The 26,732-nt window shown below is 57.1% G+C and carries 21 protein-coding genes; 6 read left to right on the forward strand and 15 right to left on the reverse strand.

Annotation, left to right across the window (positions count from 1 at the left end; genetic code table 11):
* Positions 1-17: 17 nt before the first annotated feature.
* The 6 genes from CFN46_RS15550 to CFN46_RS15575 form a co-directional block, all read right to left on the reverse strand.
* Positions 18-1,052: an ABC transporter ATP-binding protein gene (locus CFN46_RS15550; RefSeq protein WP_088744084.1), complete on the reverse strand. Its 1,035-nt coding sequence runs from the start codon at positions 1,050-1,052 to the stop codon at positions 18-20.
* An 87-nt stretch (positions 1,053-1,139) separates the two neighbouring features.
* Positions 1,140-2,039 (reverse strand): carbohydrate ABC transporter permease, encoded by a 900-nt coding sequence (locus CFN46_RS15555; RefSeq protein WP_211242472.1) that lies wholly within the window; start codon positions 2,037-2,039, stop codon positions 1,140-1,142.
* The gene (locus CFN46_RS15560) at positions 2,039-2,887 is read right to left on the reverse strand and encodes a carbohydrate ABC transporter permease (RefSeq protein WP_088744085.1); all 849 of its coding nucleotides are present in this window, start codon (positions 2,885-2,887) and stop codon (positions 2,039-2,041) included. The genes CFN46_RS15555 and CFN46_RS15560 overlap by 1 nt, the downstream gene beginning before the upstream one ends.
* Before the next feature lie 179 nt (positions 2,888-3,066).
* A complete protein-coding gene (locus CFN46_RS15565) occupies positions 3,067-4,335 on the reverse strand; it encodes an ABC transporter substrate-binding protein (RefSeq protein WP_088744086.1) in 1,269 nt (422 codons plus the stop codon).
* Positions 4,336-4,407: 72 nt separating this feature from the next.
* Entirely contained in the window at positions 4,408-5,409 is a 1,002-nt protein-coding gene (locus tag CFN46_RS15570; protein ID WP_088744087.1) for a substrate-binding domain-containing protein, read from the reverse strand.
* A gap of 414 nt (positions 5,410-5,823) precedes the next feature.
* Positions 5,824-7,212, reverse strand: coding sequence for a sugar porter family MFS transporter (locus CFN46_RS15575; protein ID WP_024952996.1), 1,389 nt, complete (start codon positions 7,210-7,212; stop codon positions 5,824-5,826).
* A 307-nt stretch (positions 7,213-7,519) separates the two neighbouring features.
* On the opposite strand from CFN46_RS15575, the gene CFN46_RS15580 reads away from it, so the two are divergent.
* The 3 genes from CFN46_RS15580 (at position 7,520) to CFN46_RS15590 (ending at position 11,672) form a co-directional block, all read left to right on the forward strand.
* Positions 7,520-8,398: an MBL fold metallo-hydrolase gene (locus CFN46_RS15580; protein ID WP_088744088.1), complete on the forward strand. Its 879-nt coding sequence runs from the start codon at positions 7,520-7,522 to the stop codon at positions 8,396-8,398.
* A 138-nt stretch (positions 8,399-8,536) separates the two neighbouring features.
* Entirely contained in the window at positions 8,537-9,844 is a 1,308-nt protein-coding gene (locus CFN46_RS15585) for an FAD/NAD(P)-binding oxidoreductase (RefSeq protein ID WP_088744089.1), read from the forward strand.
* Entirely contained in the window at positions 9,837-11,672 is a 1,836-nt protein-coding gene (locus CFN46_RS15590) for a SulP family inorganic anion transporter (RefSeq protein ID WP_088744090.1), read from the forward strand. The genes CFN46_RS15585 and CFN46_RS15590 overlap by 8 nt, the downstream gene beginning before the upstream one ends.
* Before the next feature lie 245 nt (positions 11,673-11,917).
* Here CFN46_RS15590 and CFN46_RS15595 read toward each other — a convergent pair whose 3' ends face one another.
* The 4 genes from CFN46_RS15595 to speB form a co-directional block, all read right to left on the reverse strand.
* Positions 11,918-13,396, reverse strand: a complete 1,479-nt coding sequence (locus CFN46_RS15595) for an aldehyde dehydrogenase family protein (protein WP_088744091.1) — start codon at positions 13,394-13,396, stop codon at positions 11,918-11,920.
* A gap of 67 nt (positions 13,397-13,463) precedes the next feature.
* A complete protein-coding gene (locus CFN46_RS15600; RefSeq protein ID WP_088744092.1) occupies positions 13,464-15,140 on the reverse strand; it encodes a 5-guanidino-2-oxopentanoate decarboxylase in 1,677 nt (558 codons plus the stop codon).
* 75 nt (positions 15,141-15,215) lie between these two features.
* Positions 15,216-16,703: a YjiH family protein gene (locus CFN46_RS15605; RefSeq protein WP_141103675.1), complete on the reverse strand. Its 1,488-nt coding sequence runs from the start codon at positions 16,701-16,703 to the stop codon at positions 15,216-15,218.
* 175 nt (positions 16,704-16,878) lie between these two features.
* On the reverse strand, positions 16,879-17,829 hold the full coding sequence (speB, locus tag CFN46_RS15610; RefSeq protein WP_024953002.1) for an agmatinase: 951 nt from the start codon (positions 17,827-17,829) through the stop codon (positions 16,879-16,881).
* Positions 17,830-18,071: 242 nt separating this feature from the next.
* Between speB and CFN46_RS15615 the strand changes: the two genes are divergently transcribed.
* Genes CFN46_RS15615 through CFN46_RS15625 form a run of 3 tightly spaced genes read left to right on the forward strand, consistent with a single transcriptional unit; the run spans position 18,072 to position 22,171 of the window.
* Positions 18,072-19,703, forward strand: coding sequence for a sigma-54-dependent Fis family transcriptional regulator (locus tag CFN46_RS15615; RefSeq protein ID WP_088744093.1), 1,632 nt, complete (start codon positions 18,072-18,074; stop codon positions 19,701-19,703).
* 24 nt (positions 19,704-19,727) lie between these two features.
* Positions 19,728-21,317 carry an ATP-dependent endonuclease gene (locus CFN46_RS15620; RefSeq protein ID WP_088744094.1) on the forward strand — a complete coding sequence of 530 codons (1,590 nt, stop codon included), beginning with the start codon at positions 19,728-19,730 and terminating at the stop codon, positions 21,315-21,317.
* On the forward strand, positions 21,314-22,171 hold the full coding sequence (locus tag CFN46_RS15625; RefSeq protein ID WP_088744095.1) for an HNH endonuclease: 858 nt from the start codon (positions 21,314-21,316) through the stop codon (positions 22,169-22,171). Before CFN46_RS15620 ends, CFN46_RS15625 begins: the two co-directional genes overlap by 4 nt.
* 233 nt (positions 22,172-22,404) lie before the next feature.
* On the opposite strand, the gene CFN46_RS15630 is transcribed toward CFN46_RS15625, so the two are convergent.
* From CFN46_RS15630 to CFN46_RS15650, 5 genes are all read right to left on the reverse strand, one after another.
* Positions 22,405-22,632, reverse strand: coding sequence for a hypothetical protein (locus tag CFN46_RS15630; RefSeq protein ID WP_088744096.1), 228 nt, complete (start codon positions 22,630-22,632; stop codon positions 22,405-22,407).
* Positions 22,633-22,752: 120 nt separating this feature from the next.
* Complete coding sequence (locus tag CFN46_RS15635) at positions 22,753-23,865, reverse strand: hypothetical protein (RefSeq protein ID WP_088744097.1); 1,113 nt, start codon at positions 23,863-23,865, stop codon at positions 22,753-22,755.
* 313 nt (positions 23,866-24,178) lie between these two features.
* The gene (locus CFN46_RS15640; protein WP_176426505.1) at positions 24,179-24,847 is read right to left on the reverse strand and encodes an RraA family protein; all 669 of its coding nucleotides are present in this window, start codon (positions 24,845-24,847) and stop codon (positions 24,179-24,181) included.
* Between the two features lie 22 nt (positions 24,848-24,869).
* A complete protein-coding gene (locus CFN46_RS15645) occupies positions 24,870-26,174 on the reverse strand; it encodes a TRAP transporter large permease subunit (protein ID WP_088744098.1) in 1,305 nt (434 codons plus the stop codon).
* Positions 26,175-26,177: 3 nt separating this feature from the next.
* Positions 26,178-26,723, reverse strand: coding sequence for a TRAP transporter small permease (locus CFN46_RS15650; protein ID WP_088744099.1), 546 nt, complete (start codon positions 26,721-26,723; stop codon positions 26,178-26,180).
* Positions 26,724-26,732: the final 9 nt, after the last annotated feature.

Below are 26,732 nucleotides of genomic sequence, written 5' to 3' on the forward strand. Positions count from 1 at the left end.
GGATGAATCAGGGCGTGTCAGGCAGACATCAGATGACCTGTCTGGTCATAGAAACGCATCTTTTCCGCCATCGGGCGGACGTGGATATCGCTGCCGTTGGCGATATCGAGGTCACTTGGCACATTCACGCGAATCATTTCGTCGCCGAAGCGCGCGGTGAGTTGCTTGTGCGAGCCCAGTAGCTCGGAGACCAACACGCGGACCGGTGAAAAGTGCTCGGTGGGCTCAAAGCGCACCTCAAAATCTTCGGGGCGAATACCGCATTTATGAATTCGCGACAGTGTCGGAGCGTTTGGCTGGGACTGTGTCCAGCGAGTGTCTGGCAGGATGAAGTTCATGGGCGGATTGCCAATGAAGCTGCCGACGAATTCGGTGGCCGGGTAATGGTAGATCTCGGACGGTGGGGCGTACTGTTCTATCTCACCACCTTTCATCACTGCGATGCGGTCGGCGAGACTCATGGCCTCGACCTGATCGTGGGTCACGTAGATGGTGGTGGTATCGGATGCCGACAGGATGGTCTTCAGCTCGGCGCGCATCTCGAGACGCAGCAGCGCATCCAGGTTGGAGAGTGGCTCATCCATCAGCAGCACTTCCGGTTCCATCGCCAGCGCGCGGGCGACGGCAACACGCTGACGCTGACCGCCGGAGAGCTGGCCGGAGTAGTGATCCAGTCGGTCCTCGATGTGCATCAACTCGGCCGTTTCCTTCACCTTGCGCTGAATGTGCGCCTCGCTATCCTTGCGCACGCGCAGGCCGAAGGCGATGTTCTCCGCCACCGTCATGTGCGGGAAGACGGCGTAGTTCTGGAACACCATCGCGATACGGCGGTCCCGCGGGGCCAGTGAGGTGATCTCGCGGTCTCCGATGCAGATTGAACCGCTGGTCTCGTACTCCAGCCCCGCGATGATGCGCAGCAGGGTGGACTTGCCGCAGCCGGACGGGCCGAGCAGCACGGTGAATTCCTTGTCGCGAATCTCGAGATCGATGGACTTGAGGATTTCTTGCTTGCCGAACTGCTTGCGTACGGCACTGATCTGGATGGCTGACATGGTCGGACTCCTTGTGGTCGTGATCGACGGCGCTGAATGGACAGGTGACAGCCGTCGTCATGCATTGGCCGGATGAAAGGCCGTACGCTAGCGGTTGGAAATGCCCCACATGCTGAACAGGTACTTCCTGATCGCGAACAGGAACAGCAGTGCAGGGACGACCAGAATCAGGCCGCCGGCGTATTTGATCTCGGCGGGCGACTCGGAAAGGCTCTGAACGAGGAAGGCGGTCAAGGTGCGGTTCTGAACGGTGAGAATTGCCGAGGCAAATACCTCATTCCACGAGATCACGAAGGCGAACACTGCCGAGGCAGTAATGCCCGGCGCGGCCAGCGGCAGCACCACGCGACGGAAGGCCTGCCAACGATTGCACCCCATCAACCAGGCCGCTTCTTCAAGTTCGACCGGAATGCCCATGAACAGGCTTGAGGTGATCAGCACCGCGAAGGGCAGCGCCAACGTGGCATGCACCATCGCCAAGCCGAGAATGGAGTCATCGATGCCGACGCGAATGAAGATGACCGCCAATGGCAACGCCAGCAGAGGCATCGGGAAGGCTCGCGACAGAATGATGATCATCCGGTAGGCATTCATGCCCGGAAATACGAAGCGCGCCAGTGCATAACCCGCCGGTGCGCCCAACACGATGGCAATCACCATGGTGAAGCCAGCGGCCAGTAGCGAGTTGCCCAGCGCACTGATCACGCCCTGGTAGTGCCAGAAGAAGTCGAGCGTCTCGAAGCTCAATGCTGGTGTCAGGGTCTTGGGCCAGCCACTGATCTGCTCCGGTGTGCTGATGCTGTTGAGCATCAATAACGCGATGGGTACCAGCACCCACAGCACCAGAATCGCGACCCCCGCTCGGAACAGCCATTTCCAGGCCATGTCATGACGACGTGGTTTGTGAGCGATCTGCTCCAGCGGGCGCGCAGAGGCCTCGGAGGGTAGCGAAGAGGACATGACGGCTTCGGAGGATGAGGATTTCATCAGCGGGCCTCCTTCGGAACATTGAGGAACTTGAGGTAGCAGCCGGTGATGGCAACCGAGATCAACATGATCAGCACGGCGTAGGCGGCCGCAGCACCGGTTTGCTGGTAAAGGAACTGCCAGTCGAAGGTCTCGCTCATCAGCACCGGCATGTCACTGCCGCCCAGCATCATCACCACCGCGAAGACTTCCAGCGCCAGCAGGGTACGCAGGATCAGTGCTGACTGAATGCTCGGGCGCAGCATCGGCAGAGTGATCTTCCATAGGCGCTGCCAGTAGCTGGCCCCGAATACCTGCCCGGCCTCGTCATATTCCTTGGGGATCAGCCCCATGCCCGACACCAGGATCACCAGCACGATGGCGGTACCCCGCCAGATCTCGGCGACGACGACGGCCAGAAACAGCGCGAAGGCATTCTGATAGTTGAGCCACGAGGTTGGGGTGTCGATCAGGTTCACGGCGCTCATGAAGCTGTTGAGGAAGCCGAACTGCTCCAGAATCGCCAGCCAGATGATGCCGGCGGCCAGATCGGAGATGCCCAGCGGGATGGTCCAGATGTAGAGGATGCTGTCGCGACCCTTGTTCATCTTGGTCACCATCAATGCCATGCCGATGGCCATGACCAGCTGGACCGGCACGACGACCCCGGTCAGCAGTAAAGTGTTGGTGAGCGAAGGCCAGAAATTGAAATCACTGATGATGCGACTGAAGTTGCCCAGCCCCACGCCGCCGTCACTGTTGGTGAAGGCTTCAGCAAAGATCTGCAGAAAGGGATAGAGAAAGAATGCGCCCATGAACAGCAGGCTGGGAGCGATCAAGTAATAAGGTAGCCAGCGATTGTGCTTCATCAGTGCTCACCTTTGATTGTTGTGATGGTGGATGGCAGAGAGCAGACACGACAGGGGTTGGCGTACTGTCATGTCGACTCTTGAGGGCGCTTATGGTGCTTGTGAACTTACGGCAACATCGATGTTCTGCAGGCTTGCGAATCAGCGACTGTCTTGCAGTTCTGGTGGAAGAGGCGGAGTCATTTGACGGGACAGGGACCATCGCTGGGAGCATCCGGCAACCAACAGCCAGCGCCCGACTTGTCAATCAGGGCCTGTAGGCGCGGCGCGAGGATATCCAACGTCTCGTGAATGTCGGCATCGCGCAGCACGATCTGTACGAAGGCGTCACGATAGATCTTGTTGAATAGCCCCGATTGCTTGCCAAGGCCGCTGGGCAGCAGTGACAGCACGGCATCCTCGGCTGAGGACTGGGTGGCGACGGCCTTGCCGGACATGCGGATGCTGGCGGGCAGGTCATCGGGAAGCTCGGTTGCCACCACGGGGAAGAAGTTGGTGGCGCGCAGAGTGCGAATCTGAGCCTCAGGCGTCATCAGGTACTGAATCAGCTTGCGCGAAGCGTCTGGCGCAGGTGCGTTGGCGGGCACGGCCAGTCCGGCGACCACCGGCATGTAGCCACGTCCGCTGGGGCCAGCGGGGGCAGGGAAGGCCACGAAATCATCGGGTCGCTTGTTGAAGGCATCCTTCAATCGCGCCGTGTGGTCGAAGGCGACCCAGACTTCGCCGTTGAGCAATGGCTCCTGCATGAAGCCAAAGGCGGTAGAGCGCGGATTGGTCACGGCCCAGATCTCGCGGAACTTTTGCCACATCGCGACGGCATCATCACTGCGGAATTCACGCACCACCGAATGGGTGAAGGAGGGATAGAGATAGCCCTCGAGGAAGCGATGGATCAGTCCCTTGCGACCCGCGGGAAAGCCCAGTTTCGGCTGTCCGGTGGCAGCCTCGATATTACGTCCCCAGGCCAGTAGCTCGTCGTAGCTCAACGCATTGAGGTCCGCGCCTTCGGGCAGGTAGGGCAGCGCCTTGCGACTGGCCGCCATGATGTAGGTGGCCTGCATCCAGGGGATGTAGCGCTGCTGCTCGCCCCCCAACTTGCCGAGTGACAGATACTGCTCACTGATACCCTGCTCACCCAGTGTGCTCATCAGGTCATCGAGAGGGGCCAATACCGCTGGCGTCAGCGAGCCAAGCTCACCATGCAGCCCGCCCAACACATCCAGTGCACCATTCGCGCTGCCTTTCTCAGCTTCAAGGCGCGACAGGAAGGTACCCGCCTCCTGGGGCATGTAATTCACGGCCTCGCCATAAGGCGCCAGCGCGATCTCGCGCATCTGCTGGGCTTCCTCCAGCGGTCTGGCCTGGGTGCTGAAGAAATTGATATCAGCCATGGCGGGCGTGCTACCCAGCAGTGCCATCAATGTGAGGGCAATTGGCGTCTTGCGCATGGAGCTCTCCCTTCTCGGGTGTCGTTGTACTTGTCAGGCGTGCTGTTGAAACATGTCGGCGAGGTCGATTGATCAACCGGTGGTATCGCGCAGCAGGAGTTCGTAGTCGAAGCAACGATGACGCGGTGTGCCACCCGCGGGAGCCAACACCAGTTCGATCAGCGCCTGACTGACGGATTCGAAGGACACTTCCAGCGTGCTGAGACTCGGCTGACGATACATCTGGGCGGGCAGGTTATCCGCGCCGATGATGGCGAGGTCCTTGCCAGGCACGCGTCCCGATTCAGTGGCTGCTTCCATCACGGCGTAGGCGAAGATATCGCTGGCACATACGAAAGCCGTGGGTGGGGTAGCGCTGGACAATGCTTCGCAAGCGGCCTGGTAGGCGCTGGCATACCCATGTTGGCAATGGCGTGACATGGGAGTCAGTTTGGCCGCCTGCATGGCATCGTGATAGCCCTTCTCACGTTCTACCGCCGTGTAGAGGTCACTGAAGAAGTTCAGGAACAGGATGTCTCGATGGCCGCTATCAATCAGGTAACGAGTGGCTCTGACAAATCCATCGGTCGCGTTGGTATCTACCCAGGCATGTTCATCAGCACGGCCTGTGCGTCCGTGGGTGACGAAGGGGAAACCGCTTTCGAGCAGGAAGTCGACGCGGGGGTCCTGAATACGGGTACGTGCTACCACGAAGGAATCCACCTTGCCGCCGTCGATGAAGCGCTTGTAGGTATCCAGCTCGTCGCGATCTTCCGGCACAGTGGTGACGATCAGGTCATGTTCCGGTGCGGCGTCATGTAGTGCCTGGCCCAGCGCAACCAATAACCGCGTGTTGAATTGATCGCGAAAGTCGCCCTGGGCACCGTTCATGATGTAGCCCACCGATGAGGTGCGACCGGTCTTCAAGCGGCGTGCGCTCTGGTTGGGCTGGTAGCCTACTTCATTGGCAAAAGCCTGAACTCGCTCACGGGTGGCGACACTGACATCCTCGAACCCGCCTAGTGCTCTGGAAACGGTTGTCACTGAGAGTCCCAGTTGGCTGGCGAGATGCTTGAGCGTGATGTTGGGTGGCATGGCCAGAATCCTTGAGCAGCAATAACGTTAAAAACTGTTATCCGAAACGTTTCGGATGAATGATTTCACTGTTTTTCGTTCCTCCGCAAGGCTGTCGCTACTAAAGAATATGTCTGTAATGTTTCTTGCATCAACTTGACTGGGGCGCCTGTTGGCATGCAGCGAATTACACGCTGAGCACACGCAACCTTGATGGTTATCTCGGAGGCCGTACCCGCTCAGATGCCTCTGGTGGATACCGATACGTATGGTGCATCAGCCCCGATACGTGGGACATGCCCTGCAAGGGTGGGAGCAAGAAGTACTGAAATCAGGGGCCCAGAAACGCAAACACCCCGCACAGGGCGGGGTGTCGATAAGAAAAGCGATAGAGCGTTAGACGAGGGCTTCGCCCTGTGGGTTCAGTCGTGCGAATCAGCTGCGCTGTGCTTGTAACGCCGCGTCCTGCTCGGCTTGTTCCTTGCGCGAGGGGCGAATCAGTCGGCCCTGCAGGTCTTCAAGTGAGACGCCTTTTGTTTCCGGCATGAAGAACAGCACGAAGATCAGCTGTAGCAGCATCATCACCGCGAAGAAGGCGAACACTGGGCCGCCACTGAACTGGCTGAGAATGGCGGGCATCAGCAGGGCGATCAGTGCCGCGAAGACCCAATGCACGGAGCTGCCAAAGGACTGGCCCAAGGCACGTACCTTGTTGGGGAATATCTCGGAGATGAACACCCAGATCACCGCGCCCTGGCCCATGGCATGGGCCGCGATGAACACGCCCAGCAATACCGGCACGCCATAACCGTCGAGAGCGCTGAAATCCTGGAGGTAGAACGCCCATGAGATCAGGCACAGCGAAAGCAGATAGCCGGCTGAGCCGATCAGAATCAAGGTGCGGCGGCCCAGCTTGTCGATCAGTGACATGCCCAGCATGGTGAAGACCAGATTGATCAGGCCGATACCCGCGGTCGAGAGCAGAGCCGCGCTCGTCTCGAGTTGTGCCTCGGCGAGAATTCGCGGCGCGTAATAGATGATGAAGTTGATACCCGACAGTTGGTTGAAGGCGGCGATCAGGAAGGCGAATAGCACGGGAAGACGGTAGCGCCACGCGAACAGGCGAGTGTGCTTGCCGACGGATTCGGGGGACTCGGTGCCGCGAATGATGGCGACTTCTTCTGCGATATTCGCGTTGGGGTCGATCATCCTGATCACTTCACCGGCAGCGGCTTCATCGTTGCGTTGCAGGATGAGCCAACGAGGGCTGCGTGGCACCTTGCAGATCATCAGCAGATAGATCGCCGCTGGAATCGCCTCGACGCCCAGCATCCAGCGCCAGTTCTCGCCCTCGATGAAGCCGATGAAGTAGTTGGACACGAAGGCGATCAGGATACCCAACACGATATTGAACTGATAAAGCCCGACCAGCGCTCCGCGTCGCGCACGTGGCGCAATCTCGGAGATATAGATCGGTGCGGCCACGGAAGAGGCACCGACACCCAGGCCCCCCAACAGGCGGAAGAAGGAGAAGATATAAGGATCGGTTGCCAGCGCTGAGCCCAGTGCCGAGACGAGATAGAGCACACCGATGCCGATCAGCGTCGCACGACGGCCAAAGCGATCCGTCGGCCAGTTGCCGAAGATGGCGCCAATCACCGTGCCCCATAACGCCATCGACATGATGATGAGGCCATGCGACAGGTCACTCAGCTCCCACAGCTGTTGCAAGGAGGTATCCGCGCCAGAAATGACGGCGGTATCGAAGCCGAACAGAAAGCCGGCCAGCGCGACCGTTATCGACCATTGCAGAATTCTAGACATGAGAGTTTCTCGTCCGATGAGAGATGATTGACCACTTTTAGCTTAAGATGAATCGAGTCACCTTGTAAATTAGCTTGGCATGTCTCTTTCATGTGTATCTGCTAGACCTTGTATGAAGGCGACGGTATCTGCCGCCGTTACAGTGCTGTTCATATTGGGTTAAGCAAATAATATCAATTAGTTATCAGTACACATATTCATTTATTCCATATAGGAATAACGTTATTCATTATTTTGCATCTCGTGCGATTGAGGCGTAACCTGAAGTCAGTTTTCCGACACGATCTGACCTACGAGGTATGCACCTATGGCGCCCTCTACCCTACATCCTGATGTCACCAGCTTCTTTGACAAGGACAGCAACACCTTCACTCATCTGGTGTGTGACCCGCAGTCGCGCCGCTGCGCGATCATCGACCCGGTACTGGATTTCGATTATCCCGCCGGCAAGACGAAGACCGATTCTGCTGATGCTCTGCTGGCCCATATCGCGGCGCAGTCACTGGAAGTGGAGTGGATTCTCGAGACGCATGTGCACGCGGACCACCTCTCGGCGGCCGCCTATTTGAAAGACACGCTGGGTTGTCAGTTGGCGATCGGCGCACGTATTCGTGAAGTGCAGGACATCTTTGCTGATATCTTCGCCGCCGAGTCCGGTTTTGCCCGCGATGGTCGCCAGTTTGATCGACTGCTGGAAGAGGGTGATAGCTTGGCGATTGGTGCGCTTGAATGCCGAATATTGCATACGCCGGGTCATACGCCCGCCTGTGTCAGCTATGTGATCGGGGATGCGGTATTCGTGGGTGATACTCTATTCATGCCGGATTACGGCACCGCGCGCTGTGATTTTCCCGGTGGCGATGCACGCACGCTGTATCGTTCGATTCACAAGGTATTGGCGCTACCCGCAGACACGCGATTATTCCTCTGCCACGATTATTCGGCAGACGGGCGTGAAGGTTTCTGCTGTGAAACCACCGTGGGCGAGCAGCGTCAGCACAACGTACATGTCCATGAAGGCATTGATGAGGAGGCCTTCGTCAGCATGCGCTCCACGCGTGATGCAGGCTTGGGTATGCCGCGCCTGATGTTGCCAGCGGTTCAGGTCAACATGCGCGCCGGGCAGATGCCGCCGGTGGAAGCCAATGGGCAGGTCTATCTCAAGATTCCCCTCAATCACTTTTGAGTGGTGCAGATGGCAGTCGGCATTCGTGGTTCAGGCAGCGCTTCTGCGTGGCGACAGCGTGGGTCTCAGCGAATGATGTAAGTGAATGACGTAAACTTCTTACCGACACATGTTCCTTTTCTTTTTCAGGAGTCACGGATGAACAACCCAGTCACCGAGTCAGCGTCCGCACAGCCTTCACATGCTACGGCGTCAGTCACGATTCCGCCCAATGCTCACAAGGTAGTGATTCTGGGCGGCGGTGCTGGCGGTATTGCCGTCGCGGCCAGCCTGCTCAAGCGCCAATCGGACATGGATATCGCCATCGTCGAACCCGCTGAGCAGCACAGCTATCAGCCAGGCTGGACGATGGTTGGTGGCGGTATCTTCACGCCGGAATACACGCGCAAGCCGATGCAGGCGGTAATGCCCAAGGGCGTGCATTGGTATCGCGAATCGGTGATGGCGATTGATGCCGAAGCGCATGAAGTCATGCTCGGCGATGGCCGCAAGCTCAGCTATACCCGGCTGGTCGTTGCCATTGGCCTTGAGCTTGATTGGGCCGCCATCGAGGGTCTGGAAGACACCTTGGGCAAGAATGGCGTGACCTCCAACTACCGTTACGATCTCGCCCCTTATACCTGGGAGCTGGTGCAGACTCTCAAGGGCGGCAAGGCGCTATTCACCCAGCCGCCAATGCCGATCAAGTGTGCCGGTGCTCCTCAGAAGGCGATGTATCTTTCCTGTGATCACTGGCAGCGTGAAGGAGTGCTCGGTCAGCTGAACGTCACCTTCCACAATGCGGGCGGCGTGATGTTCGGTGTACCGGCCTATGTGCCGGCGCTGGAAGAGGCCGTCAAGGGCTATGGCATTGACGTGCAGTTCAACCAGCGCCTGATCTCCGTTGATGGCGAAACGCAGACGGCTCGCTTTGAGGTGCCGGCGACCGAAGAGGGAGGAGAGCCGCAGATCGTCGAGCAATCCTTCGACATGCTGCACGTAGTGCCGCCCCAGAAGGCTCCCGCATTGATTGCCGAATCAAGCCTGGCCAATGCCGGTGGCTGGTTGGATCTCGAGCCGGAGACCCTGCAACACGTGACGCATGCCGATATCTTCGGGCTGGGTGATGTCAGTGGCACCGCCAACGCCAAGACGGCCGCTGCAGTGCGCAAGCAGGCACCTGTGGTGGCTGAGAATCTGCTTGCGACCCTGGCCGGTGGTGCACTTGTGGCCGGTTATCGCGGTTATGGTTCTTGCCCGTTGACGGTCGAGAATGGCCGCATCGTGCTGGCGGAGTTCGGTTACGGCGGCGAACTTCAACCCACGTTCCCTAAGTGGATCAATGACGGCACGCGCCCGACACGGCTTGCCTGGCAGCTCAAGTCACGCGGGCTGCCGTTCATCTACTGGAACATGATGCTCAAGGGACACGAGTGGCTGGCGCGTCCGGCGTCACGTGATGTCTGAGCAGGCTCGCGGAGCGGATAGCCGTACACTCGCCCGCTGGCTACCTCTGGCGGGTTGGTTGGAACATTATGATCGCCAGAGTTTCGGGCGCGACCTGCTGGCCGCAGTGATCGTCAGCGTCATGCTGGTGCCGCAGGCACTGGCGTATGCGCTGTTGGCGGGACTGCCCGCCCAGGTGGGCCTGTATGCCAGCATGTTGCCGTTGGTGCTGTATGCGCTATTCGGCACCAGTAGCACGCTGGCGGTGGGGCCGGTGGCGATTATCTCATTGATGACAGCCTCGGCCATCGCGGGTATGACGGGGGTTGATGGTGCAGCGTTGAGCACTCCTGAGATGCTGGGTGCCGCGCTGCTACTGGCGCTGGTGTCAGGCGCGCTGCTGGTGACGATGGGGCTGTTGCGCCTCGGGGCGCTGGTCAATTTCATCAGCCATCCGGTGATCTCAGGTTTCATGACAGCGTCTGGCATTCTGATCATCGCCAGTCAGCTAGGGCCCTTGAGCGGACTGAGTCTCAAAGGCGGCAATCTGATCGAGATGGGCCAGTCGCTGCTGGCGCTGCCAACAGGGATAGGCATTCATCTGCCGACACTGACCATCGGGCTGGGATGTTGGGCGGGACTCATTCTGGCGCGCCGTCATCTCAAGAATGGAGTGATGGCGCTGGGGCTGAGCGAAACAACGGCAGGCATGTGCTGCAAGACGACCCCGATCATCGCGGTGATCGCCTCCAGCCTGCTGGCGTGGGGATTGAACCTGGGAGATCAGAACGCAGAGCACAGCATGGCCCTGGTCGGTGCTGTTCCGGCCGGTTTGCCGGTGATCAGCCTGCCGTCATTCGTCAGCCACGACTGGTCTGGCCTGCTGATGTCGGCGCTGTTGATCAGCGTGGTGGGGTTCGTCGAGTCGTTGGCACTGGCACAGACACTGGCCGCGCGTCGTCGTCAGCGCATTGATCCCGACAAGGAGTTGATCGCGCTGGGGCTTTCCAACATGGGCGCCGGTATCAGCGGTGGCATGCCGGTGTCCGGCGGGCTGTCGCGTTCGGTAGTCAACTTCGATGCCGGTGCCGCGACACCGCTGGCGGGTGCCTTCACGGCGCTCGGCATCCTGCTGGCGAGTCTGCTGCTCACCGATTGGTTGGCATGGCTGCCGCGCGCCACACTGGCGGCCATCATCATCGTGGCGACCACCAGTCTGATCGATATCGCGGCCATCAAACGTACCTTCCGCTATTCACGGGGGGATGGCGCAGCACTGGCGATCACGCTGATCGTGACACTGGTGCATGGCGTCGAGAGTGGCATCCTGGCGGGAGTGGTGATTTCACTGGTCCTGTATCTCAAGCGTACCAGTCAGCCCCACAGTGCCTTGGTCGGGCGTGTGTCGGGAACCGAGCACTTTCGCAATGTCGAGCGTCACGCGGTGGAGACTGATCCTGAATTGGCGATTCTGCGTATCGATGAGAGTCTCTATTTCGCCAATGCGCGCTACCTGGAAGACACCGTGCTGGCGTTGACGGCCGACCGTCCCTCGCTGCGCCATCTGGTGCTGGCCTGTCAGGCCGTCAATCTGATTGATGCCTCGGCACTGGAAAGCCTCGAAGTCATCAACGAGCGCATGACAGCGGCAGGAGTGAAGCTGCATCTTAGTGAAGTGAAAGGGCCGGTGATGGACCGCCTCAAGTGCTCTGATCTGCCAGAGAATCTTGGCGGCGAGATCTATCTCAGCACCTTCGATGCCTGGCAGGCGCTCAGCATTCATGGCAGCCATTGCGGACAGGCCTGCGCGCGGGATGGCGTCAGCCAGACAGCGGCGCTGAACGGATAGTGAGCGAGATGACTTGATTGAATGACCCGCGATAGACCAAAACGCCCCGAGCCTGCCAGTGGCAGAGTCGGGGCGTTTTTCTTTACGTTCTGTTAGCTACGTTCTATTAGCCACGTTCTGTCTTGTGAGTTCTGTTGCGAGCGCTAACCATGCCGCCCAGTCAGCGGGCGATGCTCAGAGACTGATCAGTCCTGTTCACTCCAGTCCTGTTCATTCCAGTGCAGTGCAGCTCAATGTAGCCCGGTTCAGTCGAGTACTGGGCCGATGATGTGCTTCACTTCCAGATAGCCTGCCAGTCCCCACGGGCCAAGCTCGCGGCCGATACCACTGCGCTTGAAGCCACCCCAGCTGGCCTGAACCAGTGGAATCTGCTCGCTGTTGTACCACGTTACACCGGTACGCAGACGGCGGCACACGGCACGAGCACGTTTGGCATCGCCACTGATGACAGTACCGACCAGGCCATAGTCACTGTCATTGGCCAGGCGGATCGCCTCGGCTTCATTAGCCACGGTGTGCGAACACAGCACCGGCCCGAAGATCTCTTCACGCCACAGACGGCTCTCCAGCGGTACCTCGGTGAAGAGTGTCGGCGCCACGAAGTAGCCCTGTGCCGGCAAGGTACGATGCGTACCATCGCGCAGCACGGTCAGGCCTTCTTCGCGTGCCACGTCCAGATAATTCAGCACGGTGTCACGCTGGCGTGCGCTGGTCATCGGGCCCATCTGGGTCGCGGCATCCATTGGATCGCCCAGCACCAGCGCATCGATGCGCTTGGCAAGCGCGGCGTGCAGATCATCGGCGACGGCTTCATGCACCAGCAGGCGCGAGGTGGCAGAACAGATCTGCCCAGCATTGAAGTAGATACCTGCCATGACCCAGTCAGCGGCTTCCTCAATGTTGGCATCTTCCAACACGATGATGGGCGACTTGCCGCCCAGCTCCAGTGATACTCCGCGAATGCCGCAGGCAGCGGCTTGCATTACCTTCTCGCCGACCACATTGCTGCCAGTGAAGGAAATCTTGTCGATACGCGGATGACGCGTCAGCGGGCCACCGATGCCTTCGCCATCACCGTGCAGCAGGTTGAATACGCCGGCGGGCAGCTTGGCTTCCAGCGCAATCTCGGCCATTACTTGCTCCGGCAGCGGGGTTACCTCAGACGGCTTGATGACTAGCGTGCAGCCCGCCGCAAGCGCGGGAGCGACCTTCCAGGCACTGGTGACCAGCGGGAAGTTCCACGGCGTGATCAGCCCGACGACACCGGCGGGTTCCTGGTAGCAATGTCCGGCGTAGCCCTCGACATCATGCTCCACCGCGACGCCCTGACGGGCATCCAGTGCACGTGCCTGCTCGGCGTAATAGCGATAGCAACCGATGGCATCGTCGAGATCGATTTCGGCTTCGGCGCGAATCTTGCCGTTATTGCGCACCGATAGTTCGACCAGCGCCTCACGACGGGTCGTCAGGCCCTCCGCGAAGGCCTCCAGATACACGGCGCGCTCGGCGCCACTCAATGTCTGCCAGCCCTCGAAGGCAATGGCGGCGGCCTCGACGGCAGCATCGACATCACGGGGATCACCGGCAGTCACCTCGGCAATCACGCTCTCCTCATACGGGTTGGTCACGGCCAGATGGCGCTCACCGTGGCTCTTGACCCACTGGTTGTTGATGAATTGATGGAGACACTGATTGCCGAGAGTCTGCTGATCGAGCTGTTGCATGTGAATTCCTTGAGACGGTGACGCCATGAAGCGGATGAAAGTGCCAATGAGGTGACAGGCTGATGATCTAGCGTACGTGATGGCACCACGCGGCCGCATCTATTTCTACCAGCAGCGGTGCCTTGGCATTTCGTTCGGTCAGTGCACGGGTCAGGCTGTCCGGCGAGTCGACACGCACGGCGGCACAGCCGAAGCCTTGGGCGATCAGCTGGAAGTCGGGTGCCTGGATGTCGACGCCCAGACGGGTGACGCCGGCGTTGTCCATGAAGCGGCGAATCTCTTCATAACCCTGGTTGTGCCACAGCACGATGACGACGGGCAGCTGCTCTTCCACCGCGCAGGCAAGCTCACTCAACGTGAACATGATGCCGCCATCGCCGACCAACGCGATCACCGGCAGGTCAGGACGCCCGAGCGTCGCGCCCATTGCGGCAGGCAGGCCATAGCCAAGGGTGCCGTAACCGGTCGCGGAGTTGAAGTAGCGCCGCGGCGCCGGCTGGCTGACCAGATGATTGGCAGCGTAGACGGTCGCGCAGGAATCACCGACCCAGATGGCCTCTGGCAGTGATTGCTGCAAGGTGTCGAACAGCGGCACGTAGGGTGCGAAGGCCGGGTCTGTCGGTAGTGCGAGCGCTTCCAGTGCGGTAGCGGTGATCTGCGCGCCCCTGGTTGAGCCATCGCTTGAGCCATTGGGCGTGTGTTTGCTTGCTTCACTGCAGCGCTTGGCCAATATCTCCAGCGCCAGTCCTGCATCGGCGACCATCGCCAAGGTGGCGTGCTGGTTGCGGCCCAGCTGCTCAGGATCGATATCGATGCGAATCAGCTTGCCACCAATCACGAAGCCGTCATCGAAGACGACGTCATAGTCTGTCTCGCCCAGCTCGGTGCCGATCGCCAGTACCACATCGGCATCACGTGCCAGTTCGCGCACCGCTGGCAGTGAGGCATTGGCACCGAGATCCAATGGATGAGCAGCGCCCAGCAAGCCCTTGGCATTTACCGTGACGACGGTCGGGGCATCCAGTATCTCCACCAGTTGACGCGCAGCGTCTGGAGCTGCGACACAGCCACCGCCGAGCAACACCAGTGGGCGCTTGGCGCCGTTGAGCAGCTCGACCGCGGCATCGATCAGCACGGGGTCGGGTGCGGTGCGGCCAATGCGCGGGCGAGTCCACTCATGCGATGCGCGGCCATGTGGCGGCTCGACTTCCGCGGGAAACAGGTCGATGGGAATCTCGATGTGCACCGGGCCGGGACGTGCACCCTCAAACAGTGCAAAGGCACGGGCCAGCACTTCTGGCAGCGCCGATGGATCAAGCAGGGTATGGCTGAAACGAGCAACGCCCGCGATCAGCTGCTGCTGGCTGGGTAGCTCATGCAGACGGCCCTGACCGCGACCCAGCGTATCGCTACGATTGACGCTGGAAATCACCAGCATCGGGATGGAATCGGCCAGTGCCTGGCCCATCGCGGTGGTGATGTTGGTCATGCCCGGGCCGGTGATGATGAAGCACACGCCCGGCTTGCCGGTGGCGCGTGCGTAACCATCGGCCATGAAGCCAGCGCCCTGTTCGTGGCGCGGCGTGACGTGGCGGATGGTCTTGTCAGTGGCATCGTCTGTTAGGCCACGCTTCTCTTCCAAACCACGATAGAGCTCGATGGTATGCACGCCAGGGATGCCGAACACGGTATCCACGCCGTAGGTATCACGTAGTAGTCGAATCAACAATTCAGCACAGGTCATGGCAGGTTATTCCAATGACGGGAGCACCGTGGTGCTCCCGTATGAGATGAGAAACAAGTCGAGTGCCCGCGTGACTCAGAACACGAACATGTGCGCGATGAAGGCGATGATCGGCAGAGTGATCAGCGTACGCAGCAGGAAGATGGCGACCAGTTCCCACAGCTTGAGCGGAATCTTTGACTTGAGCAGTAGCGCGCCGATCTCGGACATGTAGATCAACTGGGTCAGTGACAGGCAGGCGATCACGAAGCGCGTCAGTTCGCTGTCGATATCCTTGGCCAGCACCGCCGGCAGGAACATGTCAGCAAAGCCGACCAGCGTAGCAGGTGCCGCCTCGGCTGCGTGGGGAATCTGCAGCAGTTCCAGCAGCGGAATCATCGGATAGGACAGCCAGGTGAACACGGGGGTGAACTCGGCCAGCATCAGCGCGACGGTACCGATGGCGATCACGACCGGCAACAGCCCCAGGAAGATATCGGCCACATTGATACCGGCTGTCTTCGCCAGTTTCAGTGGGCCCGGTGCAAATTCGGCGCGAGCCACGGCCATGCTGAGGGCGAAGCGCAGTTCACTGCCGTCAGTCTGATTCTTTTCAGAGATCTGGCAACCGACCGGCTCATGATAGCTATTGCTCTTGCGTGACAGCGGCGGCAGGCGCGGTACGATGACCGCGGCAATCAAGCCCGCCACGATGACGGTCAGGTAGAAGGGCACGAACAGGTGATTGATGTTCATGAAGCTGGTGATCAGCAGGGCAAAGGCAATCGAGACTACTGAGAAGTTGGTCGCGATCACCGCGGCTTCGCGCTGGTTGTAGAAGCCCTGCTCATACTGCTGGGTAGTGATCAATACGCCGACGGTGCCAGACCCCATCCATGATGCGGTGGCATCGATGGCGCTACGGCCGGGCAGATTGAAGATGGCGCGAAACGGGCGACATACCAGACTGCCGATGAATTCCATGAAGCCGAAATCGACCAGCAGCGGCAGTAGAATCGCCGCGAAGAAGAAGAAGGTCAGCAGCACCGGCGCGAGGTCATTGAGCATCACGCCGCCGGTGAAGGCCGCCGTGACGGCGGTCGGCCCCCACTGGAAGTAGGTCATCAGCGCGAACATTGCGCCGAGTGCCCGCATGCCGAACCAGACGGCAGACACATCAAATAGCTCGTGGGCAGCGCCCTGTCTGGCCCAACTCGGCTTGGCAACCTTGACGAAGGCTGTCAACAGCACGGAGAGGCACAGCACGACGACGGCGATGGCGGGCAGAGAGTCGCCGAGCGACGCCTTGAGCCAGTCAGCCATCAGGCCCATGCCGATATTGATGGTGTCGCCGACGCTGAACGGCACCAGGAAGAAGGAGACGCCGATAATTGATGGTACCAGGAACTTGATCAGGCCGCGCTTGCTCAACGGGGCGGGGGCCGTGGCGATTATTGTTTTCTGTGTCGTTTTCTGTGTCGTTTTCTGTGTCGTTTTCTGTGTCGTTTTCGGCTGATCGGAGCGCGGAGGCTGATCAACAGAGGACGGCGTGGTAGCCGCCGTCGGATCAATGCTTGAGGACATGGTAAGTCACCTTGGTCTTTTTATAATGGTCAGGCTTCGTTAACGCTTTGTTTTTAATGAATACTTTCATGAGACTGTCGCAGGGCAATGCATTGGCAGGTCTTGAGACTGTGCGCTTCTCGCCTGACGGGACGATCAAGCGGGCAGCACGAAGCTCTTGCCAGTCGAGTACGACTCAGTCGCGCTGCACTACGCCCGGCAGCACACACAGCATTTCGTAAAGCAGGGTCGCGCCCATCAGTGCCGTATTGCCGCTGGTATCGTAGGGCGGAGAGACTTCCATCAAATCACCGCCGACGATATTGAGGCCACGCGCACCGCGCACGATTTCCATGCCCTGCGGCATGGTCAGGCCGCCGGCTTCCACGGTGCCGGTACCCGGTGCCACGGAGGGGTCGAGGCCATCGATGTCGAAGGTGATGTAGACGGGGCGATCGCCCATCATGTCGCGCACTTCGGCCATCAGCGGCGCGAGTGACTTGAACCAGCACATCTCGGCGGTCTCGACACGGAAGCCCTGCTGACGACACCAGTCGAAATCATCGGCGGAGTAGCCAGTGCCGCGCAGGCCGATCTGCACCACACGCGTGCTGTCGAGCAGGCCTTCTTCCTGGGCGCGGCGAATCGGCGTGCCGTGGGCGATGGGCTCGCCGAACATGTGGTCATTCACATCGGCGTGGGCATCGATGTGGATCAGGCCGACCGGCCCGTGCTTCTTGGCGATGGCCCGCAGCACCGGCAGAGTGACGGTGTGGTCACCGCCCAGCGTCAGCGGCACGCAATCATGGCTGAGTACTTCATCGTAGAATTTCTCGATGATGTCCATGCTCTTGGGCAGGTGGAAGGTGTTGATCGGCACATCGCCGATGTCCGCCACCTGCAGGCTATCGAAGGGCGCGGCGCGGGTGGCCATGTTGTAAGGGCGCAGCATGCGGGATTCATCGCGAATCTGGCGCGGGCCAAAACGGGCGCCGGGACGGTTGGAGGTGCCGATATCCAGCGGAATACCGATGAAGGCCACATCAAGATCCTTGGCCGTCTCTTGAGTTGGCAGACGCATCATGGTGGCCGGGCCGCCGAAACGTGGCATGTCGTTGCCGCCCAACGGCTGATTGAATTCGCTCATGAAACTCTCCGGTAGTCCTGTATCGCTCGTCGGATGAAGAGGACGAGCGGTGTATTGTCGTTGTAGGCCCGAGTGAATACTGCGGCGCATATTCTAGTATTGCAGTAAGTGTGCCAACTTTTAGTCGTCTGTTTTTTATCTATTTTTTATAAATCGATTCATTTATGGATCATCAGGAATGCCTACAGTGATCCATTTATGTATCATCGATTCATAAATGGATCACTCTCCAGGTGGCTGCGATGTCAGAGCTCGACCGTCAGACCCTCAAGACCATCATCGACACCGCCCATGACCACTACTTCGTGGTGAGCGCGGACGGCCAGGTGCTGGATGTCAGCCCCGGTGCCGCGGCGGTGTATGGCATGACGCGTGAAGCGCTATGCGCGGCCAACGTGCATGAGCTGGAAGCCAGTGGCGTGCTCAAGCCTTCCATCAGTCTTGAAGTGCTGCGCACGGGACGCACGGTACAGATGATGCAGCTGACGGCCACAGGGCGGCGGGTTGTCGCGCAGGCGCATCCGGTATTTGTCGAGGGGCGGCTTGAGTGCGTGGTCAGCCGCTCGATGGACCTCACCGACATTCAGCTGTTGCAGCAGGAATATGCCGTGCTCCAGCAGCGCTTCAGTGATCACCTGCGGCGCAATACGCGTGGCGGTGAGCTGTCGCGGGTGTCAGCGATATCGGGGCGTTCCGGTGATGTGAGTCAGTACGACGATGAGGGACAGAGGGCAGAGCAGAGAGAGGAGCAGAAAGAACAGGACCTGCTGACCGACATGGGCGAGCTGAAAGTCTGCAGTCCGGTGATGCGCGAGATAGCGTTGCTGCTCAAGCGTGTCGCGTCTACCAGTGCCACCGTGTTGATGCTGGGCGAGTCTGGTGTCGGCAAGACGGCGTTTGCGCATCAACTGCATCGCTGGAGCGATCGCGCCAAGGGGCCGTTCATCGAGGTCAACTGTGGGGCGATTCCGGAAAGCCTGTTCGAGTCGGAGATGTTCGGCTATCAACCCGGTGCCTTCACTGGCGCAGGCAATCGTGGCAAGGCGGGCCTGATGGAGCAGGCCGAAGGCGGCACGTTGTTTCTGGATGAAATCGGCGAGCTACCGCTGGCCACGCAGACCAAGCTGCTCAAGGTGATTCAGGATGGCGTAATCACACGGCTGGGTGACACCACCACTCGCCGCGCCGACTTCCGGCTGGTCGTCGCCACCAATCAAGACCTCGCCGCCCGCGTCGAGCAGGGCCAGTTCCGGCTGGACCTCTACTACCGCATCAATGTGCTACCCGTCAGCCTGCCGCCGCTTCGTGAACGTCGCGAAGATATTCCCTCGCTGGTCGAACAACACCTCGCACGTCTCAATACCCGCCACGGGCGTGACAAGCTTCTCGACGCCTCGCTCTGGCCTGTCCTCATGCGCCAGGACTGGCTCGGCAATATCCGCGAACTCGAAAACTGGCTGGAACGCGCCTGGCTCAGCGCCCCCAGTGATGTCATCGACAACGACTCAGTACAATCGCTGCTCAACACTTGTTCCACGAATAACGCTAATGGACTAGGCAATTCATTTGGCTTCAGTAATGAAAAATCTAATGGAATAGGCGTTAATGATAGTTTTATCACTGCCGATACCTTACATAGTGACAACTCCCTCTCAGAGCCTACCGCTGAGGGGGCGGTAGCCATGCCAATACCCAAACTCGGCCCCAATGAAACTCTCAAGGAAGGCTTGGCACGTATTGAAGCGCAATGGTTACGCGAGATGGCTGCTGAGCTGCCCAGTACCTATGCGATAGCCAAAAGGGCAGGTATTAGTCAGCCTTCCATAGTAAGAATTTTAAAAAAGCACAATATCTATTTGCAGAATAAACCATAATATATCGGGCGATATGAGGTTGCAATGTTATTCAACATTATTGATGGTCCGTGGAATCTGCCACCAGAATCTGGGGTTTATTTAATAAAAGATAATTGGAATGATTATTCATTTATAACTATGTTTGATGCTGTATTGGTTGACCTAGCAGGTGAGTATCATAATCTAGGTAGGGTCAAGATAGGTTTTGAAGGCCAAGTTGAAGAAATAAGTACTTACTCAGTAATACCGAAAAAATTTGAGCAGTTAGATAGCAATTTTTTCTCCTTGGGTGAAAGTGTTGATTTTTATAAAAAACTGTCAACCTTAGAGGTATATTGTTCTAATGAGATTTTAGTTGGATTGCGTGATGTGGTTTATGATCCACTTATACTTGATAGAGTGAGAGATGAAGAAGTGTTTGGAGTCTCACTATTAAGAAACGTTAGTATATCTTTAGTCAAAGGTCAGTTTCGTAGAGTATTAAATGGTCTTGCTGAAGTTACCAACTATAATTTTAAGTTTATACGGCCAGTTAAAGATGACTTTGGAGGGCTAGAGCTTGAGTTTGATGTTATTGCTAACTCTTTGCCAGCTACGAATATACACGCATTGATCGGACGAAATGGAGTTGGAAAAACTACAGTATTAAATTCAATGATAAATAGTATAGTTGCGCCTGATCAAACTGAGTCTAGATTCTATGAGGTGGATTTTTTTTGTGATGAAGAAATTTCTAGAGATTATTTTAGTAGTATTGTATCAGTTTCATTTAGCGCGTTTGATCCATTTGCAATTACCGAAAATCAAGAGGATTCCTCTAAAGGGGCGCGTTATTTTTATATAGGTTTAAAAGATCCCAATGATAGAGGCGCGAATAGTCGTGTCGAATGTCTTTTTGAGAGTTGTACTCGTTCATTGATTGAATGTTTTAGAGAGAAAAAGAAGACAAGTCGTTGGTTACACGCTATCAATAAATTGAGATATGATGAGATTTTTAATGGCTTGAGGCTTGAGTCGCTTGAAGAAAAATTTAGAGATGTATTGGAATCTTTTCGTTCCTCTGATATGGATATTAGTGAATGCCCGGATGATGCCAAATTTATCTTAAAGTATTATAATGAAGTGTCACCCATACTAAACTCTATGAGTTCTGGGCATGCTATAACATTTTTAACTATTACTCATTTGGTTGCAACCGTAGAAGAAAAAACATTAATACTAGTAGATGAGCCAGAAGCACACCTTCACCCTCCGTTGTTGTCTTCATTCATTCGAGCTCTTTCAGATTTGCTATACGATCGTAATGGCGTAGCAATAATAGCTACCCATTCGCCTGTTGTTTTGCAAGAAATACCGAGATCGTGTGTATCTAAGATTTATCGAATTGGATCTGATGTTAGAGTAAAAAGGCCAGATTTAGAAACGTTCGCAGAGAACGTTGGTATACTAACTAGAGAAGTCTTTGGTCTTGAGGCTACTAGTTCGGGATTTCATGAAATATTAAAACGGGAGGTAGATAAAAATAAAACCTACAATGAAATTTTGCATGACTTTAAGCACCAATTGGGACTAGAGGGACGGGCAATACTTAAAGGTCTCATATCTAATCATGATAGGGGGGATGGCGCATGATGCGCTTAAATAATAACCTCGATTATGAGGGTGTAATAGATGCTTGCGGTATAGGGATTAATGGTAATATAGCCTTGCGAAGCAAGTTATTAGCAAGTAAAAATGATTTATTAACAATGGGTGAACAGTATGCAGCAATGTCGGTTTCAGGCTCGCTATATAGTATTGAACCACTTTTGCACCAAGCTGACATAAATGATGCTGTTGTTTGTGAGTTGAGTAAGCCGGAGCTAGTAAAGTTATATGAGAGATATTTTGTCCTTGAAGAAAAGCCAGCGCGTAGATTGTATGATGCAATCTTAAATTCAGCTGAAGAAAAATGCCCTTTTTGTGGAGGGATAGGGACACCTAGAAATTTAGATCATTTCCTACCTAAATCTCATTTTCCACAGTTTTCAATATTACCCTCTAACCTAGTTCCTTCGTGTCGTGATTGTAATATGGATGGAAAGGCTTCTAGTTATGCTACAAAAGCGGGCGAGCAATTAATACAGCCTTATATTGATAATGATGTCTTCTTTGATGATCAGTGGATATTTGCTGATTTCGAATGTGATGATACAGGGCTCGGTTGGTTTAACTTCTATGTAAAAACACCCCGAGAATGGAATGATATTAATAAAGTTAGAGCGATAAAGCATTTTGAAGATTTTAATTTGAATACTAAGTATGGCAATAAAGCGGCTCAAAATTTAGTGTATTTGCAAGAGGTAATTAGAGTGGCTTTAGCGAGGGGAGACACAATCGATGATGTAATAGATATGGCTCTTAAGCCAGCTATTACAGCAGCGATGTTTCCAAATCATTGGCATAAAGTTATGTGCCAAGCAATGATCGACTTTTATCGAAGTTGAGGTTTCATACAGTTAAGTGAATTAAAATTACTAGGCTATATTTTCTCTAGTGTGATTATAATTTGAAGATTGGGTTTAGTTGTGGTCTAGTGATAATAATGATTTGTATTGATAATAGGTGTATTGTGATATTTTGATATCTATTTTCCTAGACTGAATATAATATATGCGAACAATATGTATGTAAGTCGTCTATCGCCACTCTATTTGTTATAAATATCTAGCACGTTTACTCAATCTCCCTCCATCACCACCAAACTCCCCATCACCCCTTCACATAACGGCTTGATCTCGCTGAAGCCTTCCTCGACGGTGAGGTCTGTTTTGGCTTTGGCGTAGGCGGTGCCGTCGGCGGCGGGGTGGTAGCTGGTGTAGTGCAGGCGGATCAACTTGTCATCGAGGAAGAGGCCGTATTCGCGGGTCTGCGAGGTGATGGGTGTGCCCTGGTGTCGCTGTGTCATGGCGATATCGAATCAGCAGGCCCACCGGTGATGGGTCGTGACGATGATGCGAGGGAGATATCGGTGATCAGGCGGATTCATGGGAGAAGTGCAGGGGGGAGCAACGAGATAGCATCCTCTTTAACGGCTGACGCTGGTCTCGTATGTCTGCATCACCGCCGAGCCTTTTATCACTCCACTACACAGTGTCTTGAGTGACTCGAATTCGCTGTTGGAATCCCGATCGCGAGGCGATTTCACCGCTGACATGCCCTCCGGCAGCGCCTGATAGGCACTGCAGCTGAGCCGTACCATCTTGTCGTTGATGAAGATGCCGTACTGACGGGTATGCGAGAGGGTGCGCTTGTTTTTATGCTGTTGTGCCATCGAGATATCAAACCAGTAGCCCGGACGATGATTGATGGTCGTGACGCCAGAGTCGAGCATCTCGCTGCCTTGCGGCGCCCATCGGCTGAGCTGTTGGTTGGCTTGCATCACCTTTAGCTGTTGGGCATTGATGGTGGCGCCATCCAGGTCATAGACCTCCAGCACGATCAGTTGCATGCCGGTGCCAACCTGATTGCGCCATTTCTGCACGATATGTGGCTGTCGACTTTCTTTGGCACCCCAGGAGGCAGGCAGGCGCAATGTGAGGTCTACTCCTCTCGATTTGGCATGCCCCTTGGTGCTGAATTGCTGATAGTAGCCGTCGTATAGCTCATAGACCGGCTCATCCTGGTAGGTGGTCGCCAGCAGATATTCGCGGTAGGGCGAAGGGATGTCATCACCTTCAGCGCGGCGATGAAGGATCTCGAGGAAGCGCTGTGAGAAGTCGGTCGTCAATACGGTTGGTGCCAGCATGGCGGCCAATTTCTTGTGGACTCGCGTCTCGATGCGCTGCATCGCGTTGGCCGTCGCCTCGCGCCCGATGAGGGACTCTACCGCCCGCGTCAGCCGCTGGGTGATATTCGGGAAGGCATTGTCGAAATCGGTCGCGGCGGCACGTACCTCATCCTGAAGTTCTGGATGTTGCTCCGCTATCCGCGAAAGCGTGATGTCCTGCGCCACGATGAAGCCGTAACTACCCCCCAGGTTATTGAGCACTATCTGAGTATGCTGGAAATGGGCGGCGTTCGCGGGCGATGTGGCAGACAGCAATACGCCAGCCCCACCGAGCATCAGTGCGGCGACGGTACGCCGCGCCATTGAATCGTATCGCGCCAGAGAGGCGCGACAGGTAACCGAAAGCGACATGCATGACATCCTGTCAGAGTACAAGTGACGCAAGACCCACAATGGAAAACGTGACATCGCTGAGCACTGCAGGGAAAACATCGTGAGAACAGCACGCGACAAGACGCTGTTCTGAGAAAGGTGTGACTCGATGCTGTGGCTCGATGCGTTGATGTGCGGCCGTGCCAAGCGCCGTGATAGCCCACGACAATAAGCCACAACCGAAAAGACCACCAGAGTGATTCTGGTGGTCTTTTTGTTTCCAGCATCCTGCTGGCTCACATGATTGGGATGAACAGTTGAAGCGAACAGCCGAGGCAAACATCTGAGCCGATCAACCGCGCGCGTTCACTTCCTCGATCAGCTTGCTGGAGCCGGTGAGGTCCGGCAGGCAGGCGCCGTCGGCGATCTTGGCCAGCAGTACCTCTTCTGCCTGTTGTACCTCGATGGCGTGGGTGGCGATGGCGGAGACTTCTGAGGGGGCCATGACGATGACACCGCTCTCGTCAGCGAGGATGGCATCGCCCGGATTGACGACCACGCCGCCAATGCTGACCGGCACGTTGAGTGCGCCGCCAATGCCGGCGAAGCGGGTGGTGAGGGAGGCGACACCGCGACTCCACACCGGGAACTGCTTGTCGCGAATGGTCACGGCATCGGTCGCCATGCCGTCGATCACGACGCCCGCCACGCCCAGACGTGAGGCGACTTCCGTCATCACGCCGCCCCAGCAGGCACGATGGCGATCGCCCTGACGATGCACGATCAGCACATCACCGGGGCGCACTAGCCGCATCAGGTGATTGAGCAAGGTGCCATCTTCCGGCGGCAGTGAGACGGTGACGGCGGTGCCGGCAATGCGCACCTGGGGCAGCATCGAGGCAATCGCCGGTTCGACGAAGCCGTGGGTGTGAAAGTGGCCGATGGTGGCCGTCTCGCATTGCATGAGCTGGGCCAGCAGTTCGGGCGCGACCTGCGCTGGCATGTCATTGAGTTGGTACATGGAAGTCTCTCGTCGTGGTCGGTCAGATCAGGCTCGGCAGGAAGGTGGTCAGCCACGGTGCCCAATAAAGCATCAGCATCGCGAACAGGAAGCAGATCACGATTGGCCAGGCGGCGGCGTAGATGGTCTGCATCGGCATCTGCGGTGCAGCTCCCTTGACCGCGAACAGGTTGTAGCCGAAGGGCGGCGTGAGACTGCCGACCGAGATGTTGATCAAGAACAGTGTCCAGAACCATACCGGATCAAACTCATACAGTTTGACCAGCGGCGCATAGATGGGGATGACCACCATCATGAAGGCGATCTGATCGATGAACATGCAGGCGATCAGCGGAATCAACATCAGGATCAATAGCATCCAGACCGGGTCCAGCTCCATGCCGGTGACACTGTTGACCAGCCCGCTGGTCGCGCCGGTGAAGCTCAACAGCTGCGAGAACAGCTTCGAGCACGCCAGGATCACGATGATCATGGTGCTGACCTTCAGCGATGACATCACCGCTTCGCCCGCCATCTTGAACGAGAACTTGCGGTAGTAGGCCGCAACCAGCAATGCACCCAGCACGCCAGTGGCGGCGGACTCGGAGGGCGTGGCGATACCGAGCAGAATCAGTCCGAGCACGGCGAAGATGATGATGCTGAACGGCAGCATGTTGATCAGGGCGCGCCGCTTTTCCTGGGCACTGCCACCGCCGCTTTCATCGATGGCCGGGGCACGGCTGGGGTCCAGCGTGATGCGCACCTTCACATAGAGGATGAACAGGGCCGCGAGCAGAATGCCGGGCAAGATACCGGCGATCAGCAGGCGGGCGATGGAGACATCGACCATCGAGCCGATGATGATGACCAACAGGCTGGGTGGGATGATGGGAGCGAGACTTGCGCCCCCCAGAATCAGACCGATGGAGAGGCGGTCATCATAGCCACGCTGCTGCATGGTCGGCAGTGCCGAACGACTGAGCATGGCGGTCACCGCGAGCGCGGAGCCAGACAGGGCACCGAACAGGGTCGAGAGCGCGACGACGAAGAAATAGAGGCGTCCCTTCATGCGTCCCATCAGGGTATCGAGGGAGTCGAAGATGACGTCGATGGAACCGGAACGGAACAGTAGCTCGCCCATCAACACGAACAGCGCGATGGTGGTCAGCGTCTCCGAGGTCATGCTGTCGTAGATGCTGTTGGCGAACATGCCGAAGCCGGCAGTGCCCATCAACCACAGCGTGCCGAGCACGTTGATGGTCAGGAATGCGGCAAAGACGGGAATGCCGAGGGCGAACAGGCCCATCAGAACGGCAATGGCGAGGCCCAGAGAGAAATACCATTCCATGACTCAGGGTCCTTTTGTGGGGTCTGTCGCAGGTGTGGACTTGGCAGGCGTCGGCTCAACAGCTTCTGGCACCGCCGGGCGGCCGAAGCCATGACGCAGGAAGTGCAGTGCAGCGCTGACCAAGGCATAGGCGATGAACATCGAGATCCAGACTTTCGGAATGTCGAGCCCCAGCGCCGTGGTGGTGTGGTAGGTGAACTGGCGCAGGCTTTCTTGCACGCAGATCCAGCCGGCCACGGCACAGACACCGCCAGTCAATACCGCGAGTGCACGGTCATAGCGGGCGCGGGTGGCAGGAGACAGCCGCTCCGGCAATACCGTGATGGCGATGTGGCCGTGGGTGCGGGCCAGTTCTGGCATCGCCAGTGAGATCGAGAGGCACAGCAGGTAAGCCACCATCGCGCCGGACCACAGCGTAGGGGAGTTGAAGAAGTAGCGCGCGATGACTTCCAGCCAGAAGCACAGGACGATGCCACAGAGTGTGACACCGCCCAGAAGGAAGCCTGCTCGCGTCACGCCGTCATGCACACGTGCAAGCAGGGTTAGCATGGTGAATTC

The sequence above is a fragment of the Cobetia sp. QF-1 genome (assembly GCF_002213105.1).
GTDB lineage: Bacteria > Pseudomonadota > Gammaproteobacteria > Pseudomonadales > Halomonadaceae > Cobetia > Cobetia crustatorum.

Excerpts from the sequence above, each read along its gene's own strand:
- CFN46_RS15615 (WP_088744093.1), top strand. The coding sequence starts at position 18,072 with ATGTCAGAGCTCGACCGTCAGACCCTCAAGACCATCATCGACACCGCC.
- CFN46_RS15570 (WP_088744087.1), bottom strand. The coding sequence starts at position 5,409 with ATGCCACCCAACATCACGCTCAAGCATCTCGCCAGCCAACTGGGACTC.
- CFN46_RS15620 (WP_088744094.1), top strand. The coding sequence starts at position 19,728 with ATGTTATTCAACATTATTGATGGTCCGTGGAATCTGCCACCAGAATCT.
- CFN46_RS15555 (WP_211242472.1), bottom strand. The coding sequence starts at position 2,039 with ATGAAATCCTCATCCTCCGAAGCCGTCATGTCCTCTTCGCTACCCTCC.
- CFN46_RS15635 (WP_088744097.1), bottom strand. The coding sequence starts at position 23,865 with ATGTCGCTTTCGGTTACCTGTCGCGCCTCTCTGGCGCGATACGATTCA.
- CFN46_RS15575 (WP_024952996.1), bottom strand. The coding sequence starts at position 7,212 with ATGTCTAGAATTCTGCAATGGTCGATAACGGTCGCGCTGGCCGGCTTT.
- CFN46_RS15625 (WP_088744095.1), top strand. The coding sequence starts at position 21,314 with ATGATGCGCTTAAATAATAACCTCGATTATGAGGGTGTAATAGATGCT.
- CFN46_RS15565 (WP_088744086.1), bottom strand. The coding sequence starts at position 4,335 with ATGCGCAAGACGCCAATTGCCCTCACATTGATGGCACTGCTGGGTAGC.
- CFN46_RS15640 (WP_176426505.1), bottom strand. The coding sequence starts at position 24,847 with ATGTACCAACTCAATGACATGCCAGCGCAGGTCGCGCCCGAACTGCTG.
- CFN46_RS15605 (WP_141103675.1), bottom strand. The coding sequence starts at position 16,703 with ATGTCCTCAAGCATTGATCCGACGGCGGCTACCACGCCGTCCTCTGTT.
- CFN46_RS15560 (WP_088744085.1), bottom strand. The coding sequence starts at position 2,887 with ATGAAGCACAATCGCTGGCTACCTTATTACTTGATCGCTCCCAGCCTG.
- speB (WP_024953002.1), bottom strand. The coding sequence starts at position 17,829 with ATGAGCGAATTCAATCAGCCGTTGGGCGGCAACGACATGCCACGTTTC.
- CFN46_RS15630 (WP_088744096.1), bottom strand. The coding sequence starts at position 22,632 with ATGACACAGCGACACCAGGGCACACCCATCACCTCGCAGACCCGCGAA.
- CFN46_RS15645 (WP_088744098.1), bottom strand. The coding sequence starts at position 26,174 with ATGGAATGGTATTTCTCTCTGGGCCTCGCCATTGCCGTTCTGATGGGC.
- CFN46_RS15600 (WP_088744092.1), bottom strand. The coding sequence starts at position 15,140 with ATGACCTGTGCTGAATTGTTGATTCGACTACTACGTGATACCTACGGC.
- CFN46_RS15650 (WP_088744099.1), bottom strand. The coding sequence starts at position 26,723 with ATGCTAACCCTGCTTGCACGTGTGCATGACGGCGTGACGCGAGCAGGC.
- CFN46_RS15590 (WP_088744090.1), top strand. The coding sequence starts at position 9,837 with ATGTCTGAGCAGGCTCGCGGAGCGGATAGCCGTACACTCGCCCGCTGG.
- CFN46_RS15595 (WP_088744091.1), bottom strand. The coding sequence starts at position 13,396 with ATGCAACAGCTCGATCAGCAGACTCTCGGCAATCAGTGTCTCCATCAA.
- CFN46_RS15550 (WP_088744084.1), bottom strand. The coding sequence starts at position 1,052 with ATGTCAGCCATCCAGATCAGTGCCGTACGCAAGCAGTTCGGCAAGCAA.
- CFN46_RS15580 (WP_088744088.1), top strand. The coding sequence starts at position 7,520 with ATGGCGCCCTCTACCCTACATCCTGATGTCACCAGCTTCTTTGACAAG.
- CFN46_RS15585 (WP_088744089.1), top strand. The coding sequence starts at position 8,537 with ATGAACAACCCAGTCACCGAGTCAGCGTCCGCACAGCCTTCACATGCT.